The 24,346-nt window shown below is 33.6% G+C and carries 11 protein-coding genes; all 11 read right to left on the bottom strand.

The features are described from left to right. Positions 1-22: 22 nt before the first annotated feature. The 11 genes from RH82_RS03385 to RH82_RS17665 all read right to left on the bottom strand — a co-directional run bounded on the left by RH82_RS03385 (position 23) and on the right by RH82_RS17665 (position 24,330). Positions 23-1,645 (bottom strand): T9SS type A sorting domain-containing protein, encoded by a 1,623-nt coding sequence (locus RH82_RS03385; protein WP_034058066.1) that lies wholly within the window; start codon positions 1,643-1,645, stop codon positions 23-25. Positions 1,646-2,106: 461 nt separating this feature from the next. Next, a complete protein-coding gene (locus RH82_RS18555) occupies positions 2,107-3,201 on the bottom strand; it encodes a T9SS type A sorting domain-containing protein (RefSeq protein ID WP_162182445.1) in 1,095 nt (364 codons plus the stop codon). A 119-nt stretch (positions 3,202-3,320) separates the two neighbouring features. Further along, positions 3,321-5,441: a thioredoxin domain-containing protein gene (locus tag RH82_RS03375; protein WP_034058063.1), complete on the bottom strand. Its 2,121-nt coding sequence runs from the start codon at positions 5,439-5,441 to the stop codon at positions 3,321-3,323. A 125-nt stretch (positions 5,442-5,566) separates the two neighbouring features. Beyond that, a complete protein-coding gene (locus tag RH82_RS03370) occupies positions 5,567-8,248 on the bottom strand; it encodes a T9SS type A sorting domain-containing protein (RefSeq protein ID WP_162182444.1) in 2,682 nt (893 codons plus the stop codon). Positions 8,249-8,878: 630 nt separating this feature from the next. Continuing rightward, positions 8,879-12,181 (bottom strand): VCBS repeat-containing protein, encoded by a 3,303-nt coding sequence (locus RH82_RS03365; RefSeq protein ID WP_034058059.1) that lies wholly within the window; start codon positions 12,179-12,181, stop codon positions 8,879-8,881. Positions 12,182-12,329: 148 nt separating this feature from the next. After that, entirely contained in the window at positions 12,330-13,298 is a 969-nt protein-coding gene (locus tag RH82_RS03360; protein ID WP_034058057.1) for a glycoside hydrolase family 17 protein, read from the bottom strand. A gap of 37 nt (positions 13,299-13,335) precedes the next feature. Continuing rightward, the gene (locus RH82_RS03355; protein WP_034058056.1) at positions 13,336-15,693 is read right to left on the bottom strand and encodes an MFS transporter; all 2,358 of its coding nucleotides are present in this window, start codon (positions 15,691-15,693) and stop codon (positions 13,336-13,338) included. Between the two features lie 44 nt (positions 15,694-15,737). Then, entirely contained in the window at positions 15,738-17,228 is a 1,491-nt protein-coding gene (locus RH82_RS03350) for a glycoside hydrolase family 30 protein (RefSeq protein WP_034058054.1), read from the bottom strand. Between the two features lie 85 nt (positions 17,229-17,313). Continuing rightward, a complete protein-coding gene (locus RH82_RS03345; RefSeq protein ID WP_034058053.1) occupies positions 17,314-18,603 on the bottom strand; it encodes a glycosyl hydrolase family 17 protein in 1,290 nt (429 codons plus the stop codon). A gap of 11 nt (positions 18,604-18,614) precedes the next feature. Further along, positions 18,615-22,067: a hypothetical protein gene (locus tag RH82_RS03340; protein ID WP_034058179.1), complete on the bottom strand. Its 3,453-nt coding sequence runs from the start codon at positions 22,065-22,067 to the stop codon at positions 18,615-18,617. 127 nt (positions 22,068-22,194) lie between these two features. Then, positions 22,195-24,330 (bottom strand): immunoglobulin-like domain-containing protein, encoded by a 2,136-nt coding sequence (locus RH82_RS17665; RefSeq protein ID WP_052158193.1) that lies wholly within the window; start codon positions 24,328-24,330, stop codon positions 22,195-22,197. Positions 24,331-24,346 lie beyond the last annotated feature (16 nt).

Genomic DNA, 24,346 nt, shown 5'->3' with positions numbered 1-24,346 from the left:
GTAAAACATTTATAAGTAGGTATTAGTTTTTAATAACTCTTACTGTTTCTACTACTGCTCCAACGGTTACTTGTACAAAGTAAGCACCAGATTGTAAGTTAGACATATCAACGTCGTTAGATACTGCATTTGGTACCGCTCTAATAACTTCTTGACCTAACATATTAAATACAGCTACATTAGTTATCGCTTGTTGCGCATTTAATGTTAATGTATTTTTTACTGGGTTTGGATAGTAAGAAAACCCTAATTCATTATTAAAATCTTGAGTTGATAAAGACGCTTCTGAAAGTGTCGCTGTAAATGGTCCTGCTACCTTAGAAGCAACACCTGAATTATAAAGACGTGCTAAGTAAGTATTACCTGCTGTTAAAGCTACCGATTGCTCACCATTAGCTAAACAAGCAACTTCGTTACCTCCACACCCATCGTAAATTACAACATAATCTACAGTTGCAACTAATGAAACTAAAGTACTCACTGGAGCAACAAAAGAATACCATATATCTTGATCTCCACCAGTAGATCCACATGAACTAGTTCCAATACCTGAATCTGTTGAAGTAGATGTATCTCCAGAGAATTCTGTACCTAGCATAATAGGTGTAGCATTTGCACAATCGTCGTTTGCAGGTGCAGCCGCAGCACATTCCACAGTAAAATACATACCAACTGCACAACATGCAGAATTTTGAGCACAAGAAACAGATCCGTCAGATGCAATAATCCAAGAGATTGTATCTCCTGTAGAAGTAAAAGTTAATCCTGCTATATCTCCAGAAACACCATAACCATTGTAAAGCTCTGTTATGCCATCTGTATCATAAACAATTAATTCATCATAAGTATCCTCAACACCACCAGAGGTAACTGTAAACGTCAACGGACTTCCGTCTGTAGAAGTATACTCATATATATCAATGTTATTACTATCGTAGCAATAGCTATCTGATATAGGTGTTGCACAATCTACTGTTGCCAAAATTGGGCAAGTTACAGCATTGTTTACAGTAGCACTTAAATTACATATTGGATCTAAACCACTGTGAACCAAAGTAATACTTGTAATTTCATTATTTGCGAAAGGACCAACATTTGTTGTTCCTACAGCTGAAATAGTAGCCAAAACTGAAATTCCATCACTTACATCGTAAGATGTAGCATCTCCCATGTCTGTTACGAAGATATCAACGTTATAACCTAGTACACAGTCTTCGTTTACTGTAAAAGTAGCAGTTGGTGGGGCACACAACAAGCAAGACATGCACTGCACAGTCGTTACAACACAACTAGCAGCAGTTGCACAAGATCCATCTACGTTCCAATACACTACAATATCACTTGCTGTTGCCGCAGTAATAGTAACTGAAGAAACGCCATGACCTAAAACCATACCATTTTGCTCGACAGTAATATAACCTGATTCTGTAACCGTAAATTGATAATTAGAAGCAGCAGTTATTCCTGTGATATTAGAATACTCTTCTAAATAATTACAACCATTAATCTGAGTTGAAGCTCCAGCAGCATCAGGAGTTACAGCACTAGAAGGATACAAATTTGAGTTAGTTGTACATTGCGCGTTTACTTGTAAAGTAAATGCAAAAGTTATAAAGGCTAAACATAATAAAGTAATTTTTTTCATATTTAAATTGTTTTAATTATAAATTAATAAGGCGCTAAAATAATATAATATATTTGATACCATTAATAAAAGACATAAAATTCAAAAAAAGTTGTAAAAGGCACGAATTCTATGCTCTTATTACACAAAATCTATTATAACAAAAAAAGCCACACAAACAGTATTTGTATGGCTTTAAACATACATTGTATTTATAAATTTTTGAGTATTATTTCCCTTCTCCTGCTACAGAAGCATTCATTAAAGCTGCGTTTAAAGCCATGTTACCAAAATCACTATTTTTGTAAAAGGTTTATATCGCTTATTCGTTTTGCAAATAATATATAGTAATCGATTAATTTAATTTATAAGACAGTGCATTTCAGGGTCTAAACAAGTAAAAAAAAAGCCACTCTTTTCAGAGTGGCTTTTAAATTATTTATGTTATACTAAACTTTAGTAAAACATTTTATAAGTAATTATTAGTTTTTAATAACTCTTACTGTTTCTACTGCTGTTCCAACTGTTACTTGTACAAAGTAAGCACCAGATTGTAAGTTAGACATATCAACGTTGTTAGATACTGCGTTTGGTGCCGTTCTAATAACTTCTTGACCCAACATATTAAATACAGCTACATTAGTTATCGCTTGTTGCGCATTTAATGTTAATGTATTTTTTACTGGGTTTGGATAGTATGTAAATAATGGGCTGTTATTAAAATCAACCGTAGATAAGGTAGTACAAGATACTGTAATATCTAATGGATTAATATTTGCACTATCCTGACAATTAACTGTTCCATCTGAAGTAATTTGAAAAGAAATTGTGTCTCCTGTAGATTGGTATGTAATACCACTTAGATCTCCGTCATTACCATATGGTGTCGCAGCATTAAGGTCTGTTGTGCCATCTGTATCAAAAACAATAAGTTCATCCCAACCGTTTTCTGCATCTCCAGAGTTAATTGTAAAGTTTAGTGGAGAACCATCTGTACTTATAAATGTAAACACATTAGTATCGTTATTTTCATAACAATAATTAAAAGTCGTAGGGCCAACGCTACAGTCAACATTGAAGTTAAGTTGTACTGCAGTTGTAAAAGTTACTGGTCCAGCCCAATCACTAAATCCGTCAGTACCACAATCTGAACGTACATAAACTTCGTAGTCTGTTTGAAAGTTTAAGCTCGTTGCATTAAATCCTGTAGTCGTTGTAGCAGTTCCTGCACCCGTAGGTTCGCCTGTTCTTGGTGGCTGTATTACATATTCCCATGCAGTTTCTCCACCACCTGCTATCCATGAAATATCTACAGTTGTATCTGATATATTATTTGTCGCAATTGCGCTAACATCTGTACAAGGTGGTGTAATAACGTTTCCACCAACTTCCCATACATAACTTCTTGACTGTGCTTCTAGAACGTTTATAAACCTATTTGTAAAACCTCCATTAGTAATGGTTCCAGCAGCTGTAGCTCCAAAATTTTCTTGAGTTCCCCAATTATCTATTTGAAATTTAACCTCATGTGAATTTTCTGTAAGTGATATTGTAGCTGACCAAAATCCGTTACCCATATCCATTAAAGGATTTAAATCACCCGATCAGCCATTAAATGCGCCACTAATGTATACCGCCGTTGTAATAGATCCAGCATAGGCATTCATATCTACAATAAATGTACAACTTTCTAGTTTTATTTAGACAGTAATTGAATTGCTCTTTCTACATCTTGAACAGGTAGTTTACAACTACCGTCTACACATACATAGATATAAGTATCCTCTTTATTATACCTGTTTTCCATTATTGGTAATTTACTATCATTAACAGCGCCAGCAATTAAGATATTTGGTAAATAATTAGATTCTAGTTCCTTTAATTTAGGCAGTGCCTCTTTACCTGAAATAGCAACTTCATAATATGGGTTAGCATAATTTAAATACAATCCCAACCAATTAGAATATCCAGAAGGTGCTCTTTTTGCGTTGACTATAATATTATTTAACATCTGTTTAGACCTGTCTGCATAATTTTTTTCTGAATAATAATAATGTCCTAATTTGAACAAACTTTCTGCTAAAATGGAATTAGAAGACGGCATCACTTTATCTATAACTTCGGTTTTTCTTGCAATTAAACTCGTTTGAGTGTCTGAAGTAAAATAAAACATCTCACTTTCTTTATTTAAATAATGATTGCTCGCATAATCCATTAATTGTTTTGCTGTATCCAGCCATTCCTCGTTTAAAGTAGCCTGATACAACTCTATAAATGCAGCTATAGTATGCGCATAATCTTCTGAAAAACCAATAATAGTACTTTTTCCATTTTTATGATTGTGAAATAAAGAACCATCCTCATTAATTAAATTTTCTTTTAAAAACTGTCCGTTTGCAATGGCTTTGTTTAAATAGGCTTCATTATTTAAAGCACGATAAGCATCAACATATCCTTTTAGCATTAATGCATTCCATGAGGTTAGAATTTTATCGTCTATCCTTGGTCGCTCTCTGTTAGCACGTGCATTATAAAGCTTTGTTTTCCAGTTGTTTATTTTATTATCAAGCGCTTTTTTTGAACTACTTTCTGTTTTAAGAAACACTTCATTAGTGTTTTTTTTATGTAAAATATAAGTATCATTCTCCCATGTAGTTGTACTATTTATATTATAATACGAACTAAACAATTCGTAATCTTCTTTTAATATTGATTTTAACTCTTCAGTTTTCCAAACATAAAATGCACCTTCTTCAAGTTCGCCGGCTTTAGTTTTACTATCGGCATCTAAAGAAGAATAAAAGCCACCATTATTATGCGTTAATTCTTTATCTATAAAATCTAGTGTTTCCTCAATAACGGTTTTAAAAGCTTCGTTTTTTGTTAATTGATACGCTTTAGAGTACAAACTAACCAACTGCGCATTATCGTAAAGCATTTTTTCAAAATGTGGTACGTGCCATTTTTTATCCATAGAATACCTTGAAAAACCACCTCCAACTTGATCGTAGATACCTCCATTAGCCATTTTTGTTAGTGATGTTTCTACAAACTCTTGTAATTCTTTATCGTTATTTTGAAAACTATAACGCAATAAAAAGTTTAAATTACTTGGCATAGGGAATTTTGGAGCATTTTTTTGTCCTCCATATTCAAAATCTAAAGATGCTTTCCATGTCACAACCATTTGTGCTAAAGCCTCCCTATTATATATTACCTTATCCGTATTTACAGTAATTAAATTGGTGCTTTTTATGCCTTCTGTTAATTCACTGGCATAAGCAATTACTTTTTCTGGATTGGTTTTATATAAAGCAGACATGTCCTTCAATATTTTTGACCATTGTTCTTTAGTAAAATAAGTACCTCCAAAAACAGGTCTTCCATCTGGTAAAGCAATACAGTTAAGTGGCCATCCTCCACTACCTGTCATTAACTGTACAGCGCTCATGTAAATTTGATCTACATCTGGACGTTCTTCTCTATCGACTTTAATACTAATAAAATTGTCGTTCATAATTTTAGCAACAGAATCGTTCTCGAAACTCTCTTCTTCCATTACATGGCACCAATGGCAGGCCGAATAACCTACAGAAATAACAATTAACTTCCCTTCTTCTTTCGCTTGTTTTAAAGCTGCTGGGTTCCATGCTTTCCAATCCACAGGATTATAAGCATGCTGAAGTAAATATGGGCTTGTTTCCTTAATCAAATCGTTAGTAAATGGACTTTCAATAATAGTCTCAGATTTGTCTTTTTGCGAACAACTATTAATTAAAACAACTAAAAGAATAAGGTAAATGGTTTTTTTAAACATGTATTTTAATAGATAAAGTAGAATAACAAAATTAAGTAATCAAAACTGAATAATAAAAAAAGCGTGTTTAAATTAATTTAAACACGCTTTTAGATAAAATCTATAGTACTAAGTAATTACATTTCTTATTTTTTAATAAGTTTTAATGTCTTAGTACCAGTTGTTCCTTGAATTCTAGCAAAATACAAACCGCTATTTAAAGCTTCGCTAGTAATAACAAAATCTTTAGTATTTGGTTGAAGTGTTAACACTTGCTTTCCTAAAACATCAAAAACAACTACTGTTTTAACATCTTGAGTTCCTTGTACGTTCCAATTGTTATTTGTTGGATTTGGGAATACTGAAAACTGTGAAAGTGAAAACTCACTATTTGATAAAGTAGAAGTATCATCTATTTTAATAGTACTAGCACCAGGAGCTCTAGTTACTGTACCATCATCTGTTACAGCTAAATAATAAGTAGCCATTGCAATAAGACCTGTATTAGCAGATGTATTACAACTAAGCTCTGTATTACAATCTGTGAATAAAGCATATTGAGTACCCGTTCCTGCAGTAATAGTTACTTCTCCAGAAGCTGGCGCTACAAAAGAATACCAAATATCACTTACAGCACCTGAAAAACAAGTTGCAACACCAGAATCTGTACTTCCTGTATTATCGAAAGCTTGTTCTGCACCTAAAGTAAGCATTGTAGCTGAACCACAATCATCATTAGCTGGACTTGAACAATCGTCTCCTACAGTGTAAGTAAATTCTTTTGTTCTTACTAAACCTCCTGCATAAGGAAATCTACCAGAGAATGTAATAACATCTCCAGTTGTATAGCCAGTAAGAGTTACTGTAAATACATTTGAACCATTATTTGTCATACCTATAAACTGAACTGGAGTAGGAATAAATACTTCACCAACTAAGCCTGCTTTATCGGTATCTAAAACTTCAAAAGTAACGGTAACATCTGTTCCATTAGCTTCTGTTACAAAATCATAGTTATAACCTATAGAAAAAGATCCGTCAGTAGATTCGCTAGAAAAACCAGCACAATCTGTACTTGTATCTGCTATAGTCGAAGCCATTACTGTAATCGCGTTATTTGCAGCAGGATTTCCTGAGGGATCACTTGCAGATACTTCAAAAGTATATGCTGTATTTTCCATAAGTCCTGGTACTGAAAACGTAGTTTCAACTCCAGAATCTCCAGTAGCTTGTACTGAATCTGCACCTGAATTATAAGAAATATCGTAAGTTATTGTACCTGCAGAATCATCTGTAGCGTTTAATACTAAATCCACTGAAAATGCACTAGCAGTTCCTGCTGTAGCTGTAAATGCTGTTGGTCCAACAGTATCACAAGGTACACAATTTACACCTCCACAATCTATAGCTGTTTCTCCGTTATTTAATATACCATCATCACACGTTTCTGGATCTGCACCAAAAGTAATGTTATCTATAATGTATGTACCTGATGAACCACCAGTACCCATTCCATTAATATTTTGACTCGCTGGAACAGATGTACCTCCTAGATCTCCAACATCTGTAAAAATATGAAGTCTATCTCTAGATCCTAAACCGCCATTAAAATTTAATTCTACATTTAAAACATCTGTACCTACAGTTTGAATATTCGCTTCGTAAGATCCCATACCATCAGATTGAAAACTAACACCATGTTGGTGTATTTCGCCTGGAGCTGCTGTTGTAGATTGTATTGTAAATCTTAGAGTGTTATTAAACTCATCAGAAAGATCAATTGGATCTGTAAATGTAACACTTGCGCTATCCCAATCTGATGCACCTGTTATCATCTCAAATACATCATTTCCTGCGCCATTTGATACTGTTGCGTCATTATTAACAAAACCTTGAAGCGAACCTTCAAAATCAAAAGGAAACGCAATAACTTGAGTAGTAGTTGCTGAAACAGATATTGCATTGTTAGCCGCTGGGTTACCAGCAGCATCGCTAGCAGATACCATAAATGTATACATTGTTTCTGCAGTTAAACCAGAAATAACAAAAGGCGTTTCTGCACCTGATGCCCCTGTTGTTTGTGCCATACCGCCAACATCATAAGTAATATCGTAAGTAATATCTGCTCCTGAATCATCAGTTGCATTTAATAATAATTCTACAGAAGAACCACCTATAGCACCTAAAACTGCTGTAAACGCAGCTGGTGGTGTTACGTCTGTTGCACATGGTACGCAATTAGGGCCTCCACAATCTATTGAATCTTCTCCGTTATTTAATACTCCATCTGAACATGTTCCTGGGTCAAAGCCTAGACTCATATTATCGATAATGTATATACCTGAAAGACTCGCAGTATTCGTACCTGCTACATTAGGAGTAGCAGCTATGCCTCCCAAATCTCCAACATCAGTAAAAATAACCAATTTTTCTCTTAAGCCTAAACCTGCATTGAAATTTAATTCTACATTTAAAACATCCTGACCTACAGTCTGAAAATTCGCTTCAAGAGCACCACCACCACCTTGGAAACTCACACCATGTTGGTGTATTTCTCCAGGCAAAGCAGTTGTTGACTGTATTGTAAATCTTAACGTGTTTTCGGCAGCATTTGAAAGATCAATTGGGGAAGCAAAAGTTACTTGGACATTATCCCAATCCGATACACCTGCTGTAACTTCAAGCACATCATTTCCTGCACCATTTGTGATTCCAGGACCGCCATCTCCTGTAAAACCGTGAAGAGTACCTTCAAAATCGAAAGGTAAAGTTTGAGCATAACCGAAAAATACGGCTAGCATCATAAATAATAAAGTAATCTTTTTCATTGTCATTATGTATTTAGTTAATATTAAAATTAAGGAAATATATATCATTTCCATTTTCATAAAAATAGGTAGAAAACTTTATGAAATACTCAAACACTACCACTACAAAAAACATACAAGGCATATATTTAGTGATATTGTATATGAAATAAATATTATCAACCCTTTTTACAATTGCTAAGCACCATTTTAAAAGGTTGTTAATTTTCTCACAATAGCCTGTTTTAGACCGCTTATAACAAAAATGTTGTGGTAATGTTGTGGTGGTGTTGTGGTCAAAAGTTGAATAAAAAAACCGCACATAGCTTAAATAAATAATTTTAGAGCTTCTAATCGTCTGTTTAACAAATAAACACAATATATTTATTAGCCTAATTTAAAACATAATACTAAAAGTTTGTATGCTTTTAGTATTGATAAAAGGGATCTAGAATTAGTGAAGTTCTATAATTAAAGCAGTTATAAAGGATACAAAACAATAGTGGTATTTTATATTTTGATTTATAAGTCTAAAACACTTTATTTCTATTAAAGTTGTCCAAATAAATTACACATATTTTACAAGAGTAAACGCTTCAACAGAAATCTCAAGTAGAGCCTAGAGGAATTTTTTTTGATTATAATATTATACTATTTAGCACCCTTGTATTTATAGATACTTAATGCATCATTATTATTAGTTATAATTACTGCGTTCTCATTATTAACTTGAATTGCTTTTATGGAGCGACTATCTAATGGAACATGAAAACCACTATTAATGGCCGATACTGTTTTGAAATTATTATTACCATCACCTAAGAACAACGCACCATATCCTGCATCGTATCGTATGGTCTCTACTTCAACTCCATAATGATTTCCAATTACAAGTATATCTTTATAGCCATCAGTATTAAAATCATCAACCAAAGTCCCTTTTACTGGACTCACTTGTGCTTGAGTAGGCAAATTTTGACGTTCTAACTTACCATTATTATTAATTAAAATAATACTTTCAAAATTACTGATTTCATAAATCACTGCACTTTTAACTTCGTCTACGGGAAGCACATCTAACAATTTTGATGATGCAAAACTGTGATAATCTTTAAATTTATCAGCTACGAAAGGCATTTGCTGACTTGTACATTCTCGACCTCTCATAGGCACGTAATCATCTTTATAAAATTTTGCTAACACGACATCATTAGTGCCATTGTTATCAAAATCGTTAGCATAGATTTTAAAAGGATGTTCTTTAGTGGCCTTGAATTTATTATTCTTACCAAGGTTTCCAATAATATAATCGTCATCACCATCATTATCTAAATCGTTAGCGGTTATAGACCACCATATACCTCTTGTGTTTTCTAGACCGTATGTTTTAGATTTATTTACAAATGTGCCATTTTCATTTTCTAGAGCCACAATTTCCATCCATTCACCTACTAACAATAAATCGTTATCACCATCATTATTAAGATCCGTAAAGACGGCATCTGTAACCATACCTATATTTTCAAGATCTGGTGCCATCAATTTATTAGCCTTTTTAAATTTACCATCTGTGTTAATAAGAATATAACTAGTCGCTGGAAATGGATATTTATTAGCAATAAGTCTAACACCAACGAATAGGTCTAAATCTCCATCACCATCAATATCTGACGCTTTAACACATTGGGTACTTTCATTAATATTTGGTAACCCATTGCTACTTTTAATAAAATCTCCAGATCCATTATTAATATATAATCTGTCTTTTAATAACGGATTTCCGCTTGCAAACTCACTTCCACCACTTGTTACATATAAGTCTTGATCGTTATCTCCATCAACATCCAAAAACAGAGCACCTAAATCTTCTGACCCCTTATCCTCTATCCATGGCTGATTACTGTTTATTTGAAAGTTACCATTCTGCTTTTGCAAGTATAATACTCCAGCTTGCCCAACAGCACCACCAATAAATAAATCTTCTAAACCATCATTATTAACATCGGTCACGGTTGAAAACGGCCCATTTTGAGAAACATTATGAGGCAATAAAACCTGTTTCTTATACTCGTCGAAGTCGTTTTCTTGATGCTTATAGGCAATTCCAATATCGGTAGGTTTAAGCTTTGTAAATACTGTCGTTTTTACGGTATTCTCTTTTGTTACGGTATTAGCGTTTGAGTACTTGGCATCTAATGTGGTATTTGCTGAAACATTTTTAAAAACATTTACTTTTCCATCTGGCCATATAACTTCTACCTTTTCTACCTCTACATCTTTCCCTAAACCAAAAAACAATTTTGGTTCTACAGAAGATAAATAACCACGTGTTGGCGTATTATTTCCTGTTTGTATTTTTCCATTATGATGGATTATTGCTTTGGCTCCATATCCGAATTTATTTTTTTCAGAGCCTTTAAAATCAATCTTTAGAAAATTTCCTGTTGCATTATTTTTATAAATAAAAGCAGGAGCTTCCATATTGTTGATTACAACATCTAAATCACCATCATTATCTAAATCGCCATACGCCATACCACTAGAAAAACTAGGTGTTTCTAATCCCCACTTCTTAGTCGTTTTTTCAAATTGTAAATTTCCTTTATTTTTAAATACATAGTTAGAAAGCGGTACTGAAGGCGCAAGCTTACTCATACCATAAAAATCCTTAGAATCTGTTTCCAATTTTTTATTTAATCCTGTTAAAAAATCATTATTCCTTACATCTTTTTTAACACCGTTAGATACGATTACATCTTTCCAACCATCATTATCCAAATCAACTAACAATCCTGACCAACTCCAATCTGTTTGGGCCATTCCTGCCATACTAGCAATATCTGAAAAACTATCGCATCCAGTATTAACTTGTAACGTATTTGACATGAACTGATAGTGTTTACCATCTGCAACCATTTTATTAAACTTTGCAGCACTCATAGATCCCATATTAGTTTTTGATCTGTAATGATCTGCTGACGCCATATCTAAAGTAATCAAGTCCATAAAACCATCATTATTGATATCGCCAGTATCCGTACCCATACTAAAATTTGAAATGTGTTTTAACTTCTCATTAATCACGTTCTTAAAAGTACCATCGCCATTATTGTAATATAAATAGTCTGGTTCGTCATAATCATTAGATATAAATAAATCTGTAAAGCCATCATTATTAAAATCACTTGCACTGACACTTAACCCATAAGTGTATTTACTTATAAGTCCAGCTTGCTTAGATATATCTCTATAACGACCATCATCATTAAGATATAACTTATCTGTATAGAATTTATAACGCTCTTGAGGAATATTAATGTAACGCCTAAATAATCTAGAGTCCGGAATTTGATTGACTTGATACATGTCTAAATCACCATCATTATCCATATCAAAAAATACCGCTTGCGAAGAAAAGCCAACATCTGCTAGACCATAAGCCATTGCCGATTCTTTAAAGGTGAGGTCTTGATTATTAATGTATAAAAGGTTTTTACGGTCTTCTGGTTTCATAGACTCACCATTTCTACTAATATAGATATCTAAATAGCCATCATTATTAACATCTGCCATGGTTACTCCCCAAGACCACCCTGGATTTATGGCAACTTTTGATTTTTTTGTAATATCCTCAAATATAAAACCGCCTTTGTTTAAATACAATCTATCGTTTACCTGATTGCCGCAAAAAAAAATATCTGGTAATCCATCATTATTAAGATCTCCAATAGCAACTCCTGCACCACTGTAAATTTGATTATAATATAAATGATTTACTTTTTCAGACTCTTGTATGCTATTATTAAAATCTATGCCTGTTTTTTCTGAAGGCAATAATTCAAAACCTCCAATCAAATCTTCAGGATAGAGATTACGGTTTGAATCCTTATGACATGAAATACACAAACTGCAAATAACTAGTGTTACAAAAAACTTAATATTAACTTTCTTCATTTTAGTCAAAATATATACATACAAATATACTGAATTATCAAAATTTAATTAAATCAAAAAAGCCTTTTTTCTACTATTAGCAGGAAAAAGGCTTTTAATTAAAAAGTCTAATTGTGATATGACACCATTTTATTTTTTTATCTAAAAATTAAAATTTTAGATTTTCATGCTTATCCCAAAGTCCCCAAAATGCACCAACGTCTCCTTCGTCTCCTGTTTTCCATGACTCATCGAAAGAAGAGAAGTAAAAGGTTTCAATATTGGCTTGATTTGCCCATGCTTGTGTATTTATAAAATACTTCATCGCATTTTCTGCAGAAGAAAAAGCACCTCTTAAACTTCCGCCTTCGCTTGGCCAACCTGTTTCTGTAATAATTACTTTTTTACCCTTGGCTGCATGTGCGGCTTGACCATACATATTCTGCATGTGGTTTAAAGCGCCATCAATATGGCAACCTTCCCAATACGGGTAGCAATTTGCTAATATAACATCTGACGCATCTACCAATTGTGGATGTGCAGAAAATTCATAATAAGCATCTACATAACCTACAGGTATATTTGGTAATGCTTCTCTTACACGCCAAATATAACCTAATAACTCGTCTAAAGTTAAGTCGTTTCTATACAGCACTTCGTTTCCAACTGCTGCAATATCTACATTACCTTCTTTTGCTAATTGAATTAAGCTTTCAATTTCCTTTTCGTTGTCTTCTTTGTTGTCGCTCAACCAAGCACCAACAAGTGTTTTCATACCATGTTTTTTGGCTACTCGTGCTACATGTTCATTACCTTCTATACAAGAAAATGAACGAATCCATTTTGCATGTGGTTTTAATTTTAAAACACGTCGTTCTACTTGGTCAATTGTTATTGTGTCTCCAGGTTTCTGACCGTCTTCGTACATACTAAAACAAATGCCGTGCATACCTTTGTTTACCGTTTCTTTCCATTGTTGTCGATAATCTTCGGTTGTATAGTCTGAAAAATCTACTCCTGAGTGTTCAGAAAAATTAAGATTCGAATGCTCTGAATGTTCAGAATGCTCTAAATGTTCTGAATGCTCTGAAAATTTGTCACCGTTATAGGCATGATAGTCTTCGTTTCTAAATGACATTGTTTATTAATTTTAATTTGTTTATTATAATTTTCTTTTAATTGTACTTTAGTTTTTCATCTTTATCCCAAATTCCCCAGCGCGCACCTAATTCTCCTTCAACTCGTACTTTCCAAGATTCGTCAAAAGAGGAGAAATGAAACATTTCAACACCTTCAGCTTTTGCCCATTCTTGCGTTTGAATAAAATATTTCATGGCGTTTAATTGAGTTGGTTCTGCGTGATCAATATTTTCTCCTTGACTTGGCCAACCTGTTTCTGCAATAATTATCTTTTTACCTTTAGACACACTTTGCGTAATAGCATGCATCTGTCTTAAATGTGTTAATGCATTTTCTATAGCGAAGCCTTCCCAAAATGGATAGCAATTTGCTAAAATAACATCTGTTACTTCTACTAATTTTGGTCTATTATAATATTCGTAATAGGTATCTACATAACCCACTGGAATATTTAAGCCAGCTAATGCTTCTTTTACCCTATTAATGTACGTAATTAATTCGGCTTCCGTTAAGTCTCCACGTAAAAGCACTTCATTTCCAACAGCAGCAATATCTACAAAACCACCTTTAGCCAACTTTATTAAGGCTTCTATTTCTATCTCATTTCGCGCTTTGTCGCTACTAATCCATGCACCAACCATTGCTTTTTTGTTATTATTATGAGCTGCTTCTGGTATGAGTTCGTTGCCTTCGACACACGAGAATGAACGCACCCATTTGGTATATGGTGAAATAATTTCCATACGACGATTAATTTGTCCTGCTGAAAGTATATCTCCAGCATCTTGACCTTCTATATAGGGACTAAAACATAAACCGCTAATACCACGTTGCAAACCTGTTGAAAATAGCGATCCTATTTGCTTGGCATCTTTGTTGCTAAAATCTATTTCAGAATACTTTCCTAACTTTATATTACCGTTTATTCCAATTAAGTTTCCAGCTCCATAACCTGAAGATATTTCTTTTGATTTTTTTTCTGCTTTACGTTTAGCTAATTGTGCACTAATGCCTACCGCTTTTTCTTCTGTAAGGTCATAATTACGCATAATCCACATTGCTGCAAGTGTTCCAACTATTGGCAAACCTGAGTAGAATAATCTTATTCCTGTAACGGAAGCTTCAGTATTTACTGCATCTGGTACAAAGCCTACTAATGACATAATAGCTCCTGTTAATAATCCTGCAATGGCAAAACCAAACTTTACCATCCACCAATATATAGCGCCAAAAACACCTTCTCTACGTTTTCCTGTATTTAGTTCATCAATATCTATAACATCAGAAGTCATAGACATCATCAATGTAAATAAACTTCCAATTCCAAAAGAGAAAAAAGGTAATGCAAATAAAAACATATAAGGTTTACCAGGAATAAACAAGAACCATAACATCAAATACCCTATAACAGAAATCCCTTGAGATACCAAAAAGGCTTTCTTTTTCCCCATTGTTTTAGACATTTTAGCCACAATAGGTATGACCAAGAAAGTAGTTACCAATGCACCTATGCTGCCTAGTAAAGTGGGCCATATACCGGCTGCTCCTGCATCTCCATTAAATAAATAATAGACTACAATAAAAAATGAAAAACCGGCAACAGTATTAAAGGCATTAAAAATTAAAAATGTAGAAAAACATAATTTTCTAAATACTGGAATTTTAAATGCTTCTTTAAAATTATCTACAATTTGTTTTAAACTACCTCCTATTGTTTTTAATGTTAAAGGCGTCAAGCTTTCATCGTCTGCAGTAGATTTACTTTTTATAAAAAGAGCAGGAACCATTGCCAAAATAGAACAAGCAACTGCTACCCAGATAGCAATAGTTCTCGTTGCCACAGCTGCACCACCTTCAAACCAAGAAGGATCGTACATTATAACCCAAAACCATGGTGCTATAACCCAAGCCCATTGCCCAATCCATTGTGCGACTGCCATTATATTTGTACGCTCATGAAAATCATCACTCATCTCATAGCCCATAGCAACATAAGGTACCGAAAAAATGGTAAGACCTAAATAGAATACTAAAGACCATATTAAGAAATATGTAAAATTATAGCTTAGCGTATCTACTTTATATAATTGCCACATCAATGCAAATGAAATACCCATAATAACGGCACCTAAAAGTACATATTGTCTACGTCTACCCCAAACAGAACGTGTATTGTCTGAAATGAATCCCATTACTGGATCGGTTATCGAATCGAAGACACGTGGAAGAAAAAATAAAATGCCCCACATCCAAGTAGGAAACCCTAAATCTTGAACTAAAACTACCATAAAAATACCAAGCGCTGCCGGAAACATTTGATTGGCGAGCATTCCTAACCCGAAGGCTACTTTTTGACCAAATGGAACTTTTGAGGACGTTTTTGTGTTTGACATAATTATATTAATTAGTTAGTTAATTCGTTTGTTATTTAATACCCTTAGTTAGCTATCACAATAGTTTGCAAAGCCTGAGCATCTACTTTTATACTTATATTTTTATCATTTAATACTAAATTGAAAGTTTTAACGGTTTTACCTTCGTTAAATACAACGACTGCAATTGAACCATCGGGGTTTTTTGCTGCTGCAACTTGTAGGTCTTTATCTGTACTTTCTACTTCAAATACTTCTGCACCTGGACGTATGTATTTACTAAAATGAGCCATAACATAATATAATGGTGTAAAATACACTTCGTCTGCATCTGAATCTACAATTATTGGCGCTACACACCAGTTTTTAAACCAATTTGGCCCACCTTGCCTGTCTAAAACCATGTTCCAGTCTACCCAGCCATCTACCCAATTGTTAAGACAACCAATAATGTCTCTTGCATATCTATTTACTGGTGCGTATTTTGGATGTAAATGTTTGTCTTCTTCTGAAGCCCAATCCCATCCCCAATCTGTAGCTTCTTTTTTCCAGTACCAAGCATCATTTTTCCACTCTGGAACTTGAGAATCAATGCAACCTTCGGTTTCTATTAAATATTTTTTTGGTGCTTTATTATGTGCGTATTGTAATGCTTCTGGAAAAACATCATATGTGCTTTCGTACCAATGTATGGCAGTTCCATCAAAATACTTTGAAGATTCTTCGGTAGCATACATTGAGTCTACCCATTCTTTTAATCCAGCTCTGTTTTGATCGTAACCTAAAATTATTTTATCTCCATGACCATCAGCTTCTAATTTTGGACCTAGATGGTGTTGCACAAAATTGGTCATTTCTTCTGGTGTAAAGTGCATACTTTCCCAGTTGTTACCGTTGCCATGTGGTTCATTTTCTACTGTAAAACCCCAAATATCTATATCCTCAGCTTTATAAGCATCTACATATTTCGAAAAGAATAATGCCCAAGTATCATAATATTTTGGCAGTAACTTTCCACCAACCCATTCGTTATTATCTTTCATCCAAGGTGCTGCTGTCCAAGGTGAAGCAAAGATTTTAAAACCATCTTCTGAAGCTGCCATAGCATCTTTAATCATTGGAATTAAATCGTCTTTATCATCTTTAATCGTGAAGTGCTCTAAGTTTACATCATCTGCAACAGGTGAGTATGAGTATTGACTTAACGAAAAATCACAAGAATTCATGTGCGTTCTAGTTAATGAGTAGTTAGCGCCATCTTTTGCGAAATAAGCATTTATAATAGTATCACGATTTTTCTTACTCAAACGATTGAGTAAATAGGCTGAAGACTCGGTAAATGCGCCACCAAAACCAGTTATGGTTTGCAATTTTTTATTTGGAAGCAGTTTTATAGTATCTGTTGCAACATCTGAAGAAAAATCGGTAAGTTGGGTTAAACTATTTCCACTTTCAGATGTTTCAAAAACAGTTACTTTTAAATTTGGTGCTTTAGTTTCTTTACAGCTCATCGTGAATGCTAATAGTGTACAGATTACGTATTTTGTTAGTTTCATATGTATTGGTTTTTATTATCTAAAAAAAGTAGATAATATAAATAAACCTCACAGGTTTAAAAATCTGTGAGGTCTCTAATTAGTGCTATTGATGTGCCATAACTTCATGAATTGTTGGTGGAATTTTAACCGTTTCCATTAATTCATTTTTATCGCCATTATATGTTTTAGTAATTGGATTTCCATTTCTAGTTAATCCTTTAAAAACACCCAGATCTACTAAATCCCAAAGTGGATATTTTGCTTTACCCTCTATAGTAAATAGTCCAAAATGATTTTCTGATCCGTTTGGATGCAGAGCATCTTTCCATTGCTCGTTAAACGCTTCAAAATAAAAGCAAGATATGCCCGCTTTATTAGTCCATTCACGCATTAGTTTATAATACAAACCTTGTTTATATTCGTCTGTAGCCCTAGAACCATTATCTCCATAAAAGCCTTTAGAAACTGAGGCCCAACCTGATTCTCCAATATGTATTGGTTTATTAACGCCTAAACTTTTCATATAATTGGTTACACTGTCTACTTGACGCTGTGAGAATTTTATGGCCCGTTTTATTGAATTATTTATTTTTTCTTCTTCAGAAAGTTGAAAATCTGTTTCTGGAATTCCCCAAAATTCCGGATTATAATGTGTATTATGATAAGGATAAGTGTGCATAGAAATATAATCGACAGATTTTATTATATTTTCTAAGTCCTCAACTTTATAGAAATCATCCGCTCCTCCCCAAGAAGCAAAATCGTCTGAACTTGTTATCCATAAGTCTTTAGGTAATTTACCTGACGTTTTTAGAGCCTGTAAATGATTTACCCATTTTAGAATAACATCGGGCTGAACAAAATAACTAGTTGCCCATTTTACCATTGCTTCATTACCAACAGCAATTACTTTTACAATATCTGGATATTGATTAGCCAGAGCTACTGCTCTCGCAATTTCTCCTTCATTTTGTGGACTTTCAACGTCATGGTTCACAGGTAAATCTGTCCATGCATTAAGGCAATCTATCCAAGCCCCGAGCATGACATACATTTCGAAAGTTGGGTCTTCTTTTTTAAGCTCTGTAATAGCTTCTAATATATTAGATGCGTGTGGTAATTTTGGTTGCACATTATACGTTCGCAACACTTTTATTCCCATTGCAGACAATATTTTAATATCGTCTTTAAGCTCTTTAATTGAAGGCTGACTATCTCTTGCCTTTTGGCGATAACCTCCATAAGAAATTGCTAAATAATCTGGGTTTCCTAATATATCTTTGGCTGTCACTTTTTTTGGGGTTTTATTGGACTGTTTGTCTTCTTTAATTCCATTGCATGACATCATAGATAAAGTGATTAACACAAATAATATGATTACTTTATTAGCCATGGTGTTGCTTTTTATTTTAAATGCTTTTCTTTAATGTTTACTATTATATTTTGAATTTCACCCAAACGATTAAACACCTTTTGACTTGTTGTTTGATCAAGTGTTAAACCATCAACTATTTTAGAATTTCCATCTTTAAAAGTTATTTCTAATCTGTCATTTTCTGAAATCTGATACACTATAGGCACTTGACAATACGTAAACCCTAATGACCCTTTTTCCATTTGAATATTTCTTCTTTCCTTGAAAATATCAATGTATTCAAAACTAGCAGCTTTAGTAAAAAATTCTTCTGTTCTTAAAAGACATGGATTAAAAAATAGTTTTCCTTCTTTCACAAAGACTCCTAATTCTCCAAAGCGACTTAAAATATCTTCTTTTACCTGACCTGTCATTCCTGGTTGTTGTGCTCCTTTTCCTCCTGGTGTGTGCGAGTATGGATCTGTTGGAAAAGCACCATATAATAGCGGCGTTTTATGCACACCAATACCTTCGTTAATTTCGTAAAAATGTTCTAATAAATGACCAACTATAACTTCATTTTCATCATCATTAACAGCTTTTATACAGCATTCTTGCACTGCCAATAATAATTTAGAAACCATATGCCAATATATAGAACCTAATCCTTCATATCCATAAAATGTACCTGATCTACCTGTAAACGCTTTGTGATTAAAAACCTCCTCAAAAGTTTGTAATATTTTTGGGGTATCAGATTCTAAAAGCGCCTGATACTTAGTTTCTGAAAGATTTTCTAAAGCTGCAGATACATCACTTGCATTTTTAAAGTTTCCATTGAAATGGTATTCCCCGTTCACATCTTTTTCAATGATTTGAACATTTCCATCACTTAATAATTCTTGTAATAATTTTGAAGATAAAACAGCATCTTCAGAGATGGTGTTTCTATCTAAAAACCCTTTGAGTTCTTTATTTGGATACAACATATAGCTGTACTGATCTGCTCTAAAAAGTTTACTTTGTTTTAAAGCATTTAATACATCAAGCGTTTGTGTCGCATTTAAATAACCAGAACTTAAAACAGCTACTTGGCCTTCTAACATTTCACTTAAATAAGAGATTGAAACAGAGTCGTCTGCATTAACGGTCATTAAATTGTATGCATGATATAAATTATCTGAACGTTTGTTTGCTCTAATTGAATGTTCTAAAAAAGATTTACTAATTGATATAAAATCTTTTAACCTATCTATAGAAAGTGGTGTTTTTCTTCCCGAAAAGGCATGGTCGTAGATATTGGTTCTAAAATCACTACCTGCTTTTCCTAAACTATCTAATATTGATTTCTTATCACTATCACTAATTGATGCTGATAATAACATTTTGTTATTTTCAAAAGTTTCTAAAACGCTATTGAAGAAGTTAAATATTTCGTTAGAAACTTCTACTTCGTTAACATTTGTTTTAGCAAGTAAATCTTCAAAGAAATTAAAAAATCTTCGCAAATAGCAAAGCGTAACCATAGATACACCATTGCCTACCAAAGCATTGTTAGCATCGTTCCATTCTGGACGTTGCGTATTCATCCAGATGCCTCCTTCAGGAATAAAGTTTGATAACTTTGCTAAAGTGGTTGCGAGTATTTTCTCTACAAAATTTGCTTTTATAATGAATCTATTCTCATCTCGAAGTAAAGCACCATCAGCTCCTAATTGCTCACGATTTTCATTAATTTTATGGTCTAAATCATCATCAAAAACGATAGTATCTTTAGGGTTTTTTAATAAATCTTTGTATGGCTTTATCTTATATGGCACATTTGCATATACAAATAAATCTTTTGTAAAGAAACTTTCTAATTTACCCGGTTTATGGTTATTAATAAACTCTAAAAACTTAAGTAAATAAATAATTTGGTGATCTCCCCAATATCCAATGTAAGACCATGGATCGTCTGGTTCAATAGCTTCCCAATCGAAACCTCCTTTGGTAACACGATATGGATTATAGCCGTCAAAAGTAGACGCATTCAAAAATTTATGAATCATACTTTCTATAAACTCAGGGTAAGAGTGCGCTAATGCTTCCCAATTTTGGAAAATATCACGCCAATTTCCTTCATAGTCCAAAATTTTTGAACCATCAACTTCATTTCGTGTATTAATAGAAAATTTATTCCAAGGTCGACTTGGGTCACCGTGACGACGACTAAATTTTAAAGGCATATACTCTAAACATAAGCGTCTAAAGTTTTTATCACCACTATTATATGCGATTTTCTGTATTTCTGATAAAGAGAATACCTCTGGAAGCGTTTTTAATACACTTTCAGATGTTCTTGCTACCTTTTTATTAGCATTAACAAGATAATTTATAAAATCCCATTTTTCAATTTGATAACTATCATCAAAAATACCACCACGCATAATGTTGAATAATGTATTCGCAAAATGACGTGTATCTCTAAGACTATCTGCAGTAACTTGAATAGCGTCAGACGCAGCATTTAACTCCACTAGTCGTTTCGTTCCAAAAGCTATATTTTCATTAATTTCATCAATTAAGGAATTATCTTCTCTTATCTGTTTTGACAATAATGCTATATCTGAATGATTTTGATTAACATTAGCCACAAGCATCCATTCTTTAGACGAATCTGCCAATAATTCAATTTCTGTAGACACAAAATAAGCACCTTTTTCAGCTTTTATATCAACCTCTTGTGTTATAGCATGACGTGATCTAAAGTTATTAACTTGTAAAGAAGACAATAAATGTTTTGGATTGTCTAAACCTAAAGACCAAACGACATTAGCTCTTAGTGCTTCGCTAGCCTCTGCTTTATCGACGAGAATAGCGCTAAGCGCATAGATACCAAGCCCAGTAGACTCTTCTAACTCATTCCGTTTGTATGCATCAACCAAATTACTAGATTGATTTTGGGTATCGCTACCAATACTCGCTGGCATTATATTTTGAATACCATCTAAAAGTGTCACTTTTACAGATTCTTTTGAGGTATTAACTAATTTAGATTTTTTTACAAAACCAAACTTATTCGTTGAACTCCATTGGTATCTAAATATTAATTCTAAATCATGATTGATTTCCTCAAAAATAATTTTGTTACCAAACTTATTTTTATATAAGTTTTGAGTGGTACTATATCTACCTAATGACCTAATAGCTAATGGTTCCCACATTAACTCTTGATCTCCTTTTTGAACTTTGAAGATTGATTTGTTACCTGTTATATCTGCAGACTCTGTGATTTTGTCGTCTGTATAATATGGAAATAAAGCGTATTCTGAATTTTTACGCCCTGCAGTTAGTCCTCCGTTACTAGATATAAACATCCAGTGGTTAGAGTCACTTACAATGCTCATAAAAAAAGGGCGGATTTCGTCGTTATTAGAAATCTTAAAATAGTCCTCGTTATCAATAACAACTTGAGCCATTGCTATGTTTTCTTTTTCCAAATTATTTATTACCTGTTTCATTAACAATATATTCTCTTTTAGGTTTGTTAAATATAAATTTAACTTCATTTTTGTAGTAAAAAAATACGGTCTTAACACAAATTAAGACCGTATTATTTTTTAATCAATTATTTAACTATTTATTGATTTACTGTGCCGTTATAGAGACATTATCAATATTAATAGTACCAGTACATCCAGTTACTCCTCCACAAACCAATTCAAATAATAGTGATACTCCACCATCAACATTAGCAGCAGTAGTGAATGTATACGATCTTTGCACCCAAGTAGTTGTTACATTTGCATCTCCAGCGATAAGGACGTGTTGAGCAGCAGGTAATCCTGATCCATCAGCTGGTTCAGAAAAAGTAAACGCTTGAAAAACAGCTCCATTTGCTAACATATCTGCCGCACTCGCTTTTATATCAAAAGTAGCAACATAAGTTGTATTAGGCAATATTGTACCCATTCCAAACCTTTCTTGTTTCAAGCCAGGGTTTCCTCCTGGAGCGGTTTGTATTTGACCTGAATTAGTACCACCACCATTACTAACTGTAGTCGATATGGTAGCAGAACCACCATTATCGAATACTACCCAGCAATCTGCATTCACTTCAAAATCTCCATCGCCAATAAATTCACCTGCTGGAGGTGTTGGACAAGTACCGCCTCCGCCGCCTCCGCCAGAGCCAAGGTTTAATTTTATATCATCGAAATAATACGCATTTGTATTTGCAGCTCCTGCTAAATCAAAGAATATTACAAGCTTATCATATTTAGCGCTATCTGCAGCACCAAATGGAATCGTTAGTTCCTCCCATGCGTTAGTGCTTAATGTACTTACTGTAGAAGACACTTCAGTATTTATATTACCATCAGCTTGATCTTCTAATTTAAAAGTAACTTTATAACCAGAGACTGGTGAAAATACTTTTATAGTAAAATTAGAACCGTCTGTAAACGTAATTTTATCGGCAAAATCAATCTGAATATTATCCCAAGACTCTACACCAGCTTTTGTTACTTTACCTACTTTACAGGAGTTATTTACTGCAGTACTAAAATCTGGATTATCGACATACTCATAAGTTGCGTTATCTTCAATAACCGTTACACCGCTTCCTACTGCTGCAGGATCACTCATAAATGTTATGTTAATGTCAACGGCATTTAACGACTGTGCTGTTTCAGCAACACAACCCCCTCCAGTTCCTCCTGATCCTGTTCCATAAAGCATTAAATCATCAAAATAGTACGTGTCTGAATTATCTGCATTTAGATCAAAGAACATTACAATTTTATCAAACTTATCGCTATCTGCACTTGTGTATGGGAATGTTAATTCTTCCCAACCATTAGTAACAGATGTTGTTAAAAATTGTTCTACATTATTACTTGAATTCCCAATTTCTTCTAGTTTTAATCTCACTTCAGTATTAGGAATTGCTGACCATACTTTTATTTTTAAACCAGTGTTTGTAGTAAAATCTAATTTAGCATCTAAATCTATTTGCGTATTGTCCCATGGATTAACACCTTGCTTTGTAATTTGTGCAACTTTACATGAAGGGTTTACTGTGTTATCAGAATCTGGGTTAGTAATCCAACTAAAATCGGCTCCATCATTAGTAATACTAGCTGTTGGGTCTGTCATGAATGTTAAATTTAAATCCGCAGCACTTATAGAACCCGCAATCTCATCAGTACATACTACAGCGGCAACATTAACTGTTCTTGTAACTTGTATAGCTTCATTACCTTGTGTATCTGTTACATCATAAGTAATTGTATAAATCGCTTCTACAGCAGTATCAACGGTATCACCACCAACTACAATATTTGCAGTTAGATCTCCATCTACTGCATCAAGAGCTGATGCTCCAGCATCTGTGTAAGCATCATCTAAAGTTACATTTACTGTAGCATCTCCAATTAACGTAATTAAAGGGATTTCTGTATCTAAAAAGATTATTGTGTCTGTATACGTATCAGAAGCACCAGCAACATTTGATGCTGTAAGTACAATTGTAAACGATCCAATAGGATATTTCTTAATTGGGTTTACTTCATCTAAAACTGTTCCATCACCAAATCCCCATGAATAAGCAGTTGCATTTGTAGAAGTGTTTAAAAAAGTAACCGTTCTGGTATCAAAATCAATAGTATGTGTAAAACCAGCTACTACTTGAGGTAATGTAACATCGTCTTCTTCACAACCTAAAAAAGATAAGGCTAGGAGTAATATTAAAATACTTTTAGTTTTGTTAAATAATTGTTTCATAATTCTTATTTTTTTT

Source organism: Lacinutrix jangbogonensis (assembly GCF_000797445.1).
Taxonomy (GTDB): Bacteria; Bacteroidota; Bacteroidia; order Flavobacteriales; family Flavobacteriaceae; genus Lacinutrix; species Lacinutrix jangbogonensis.
This window is presented reverse-complemented; position numbering and strand designations above follow the sequence as displayed.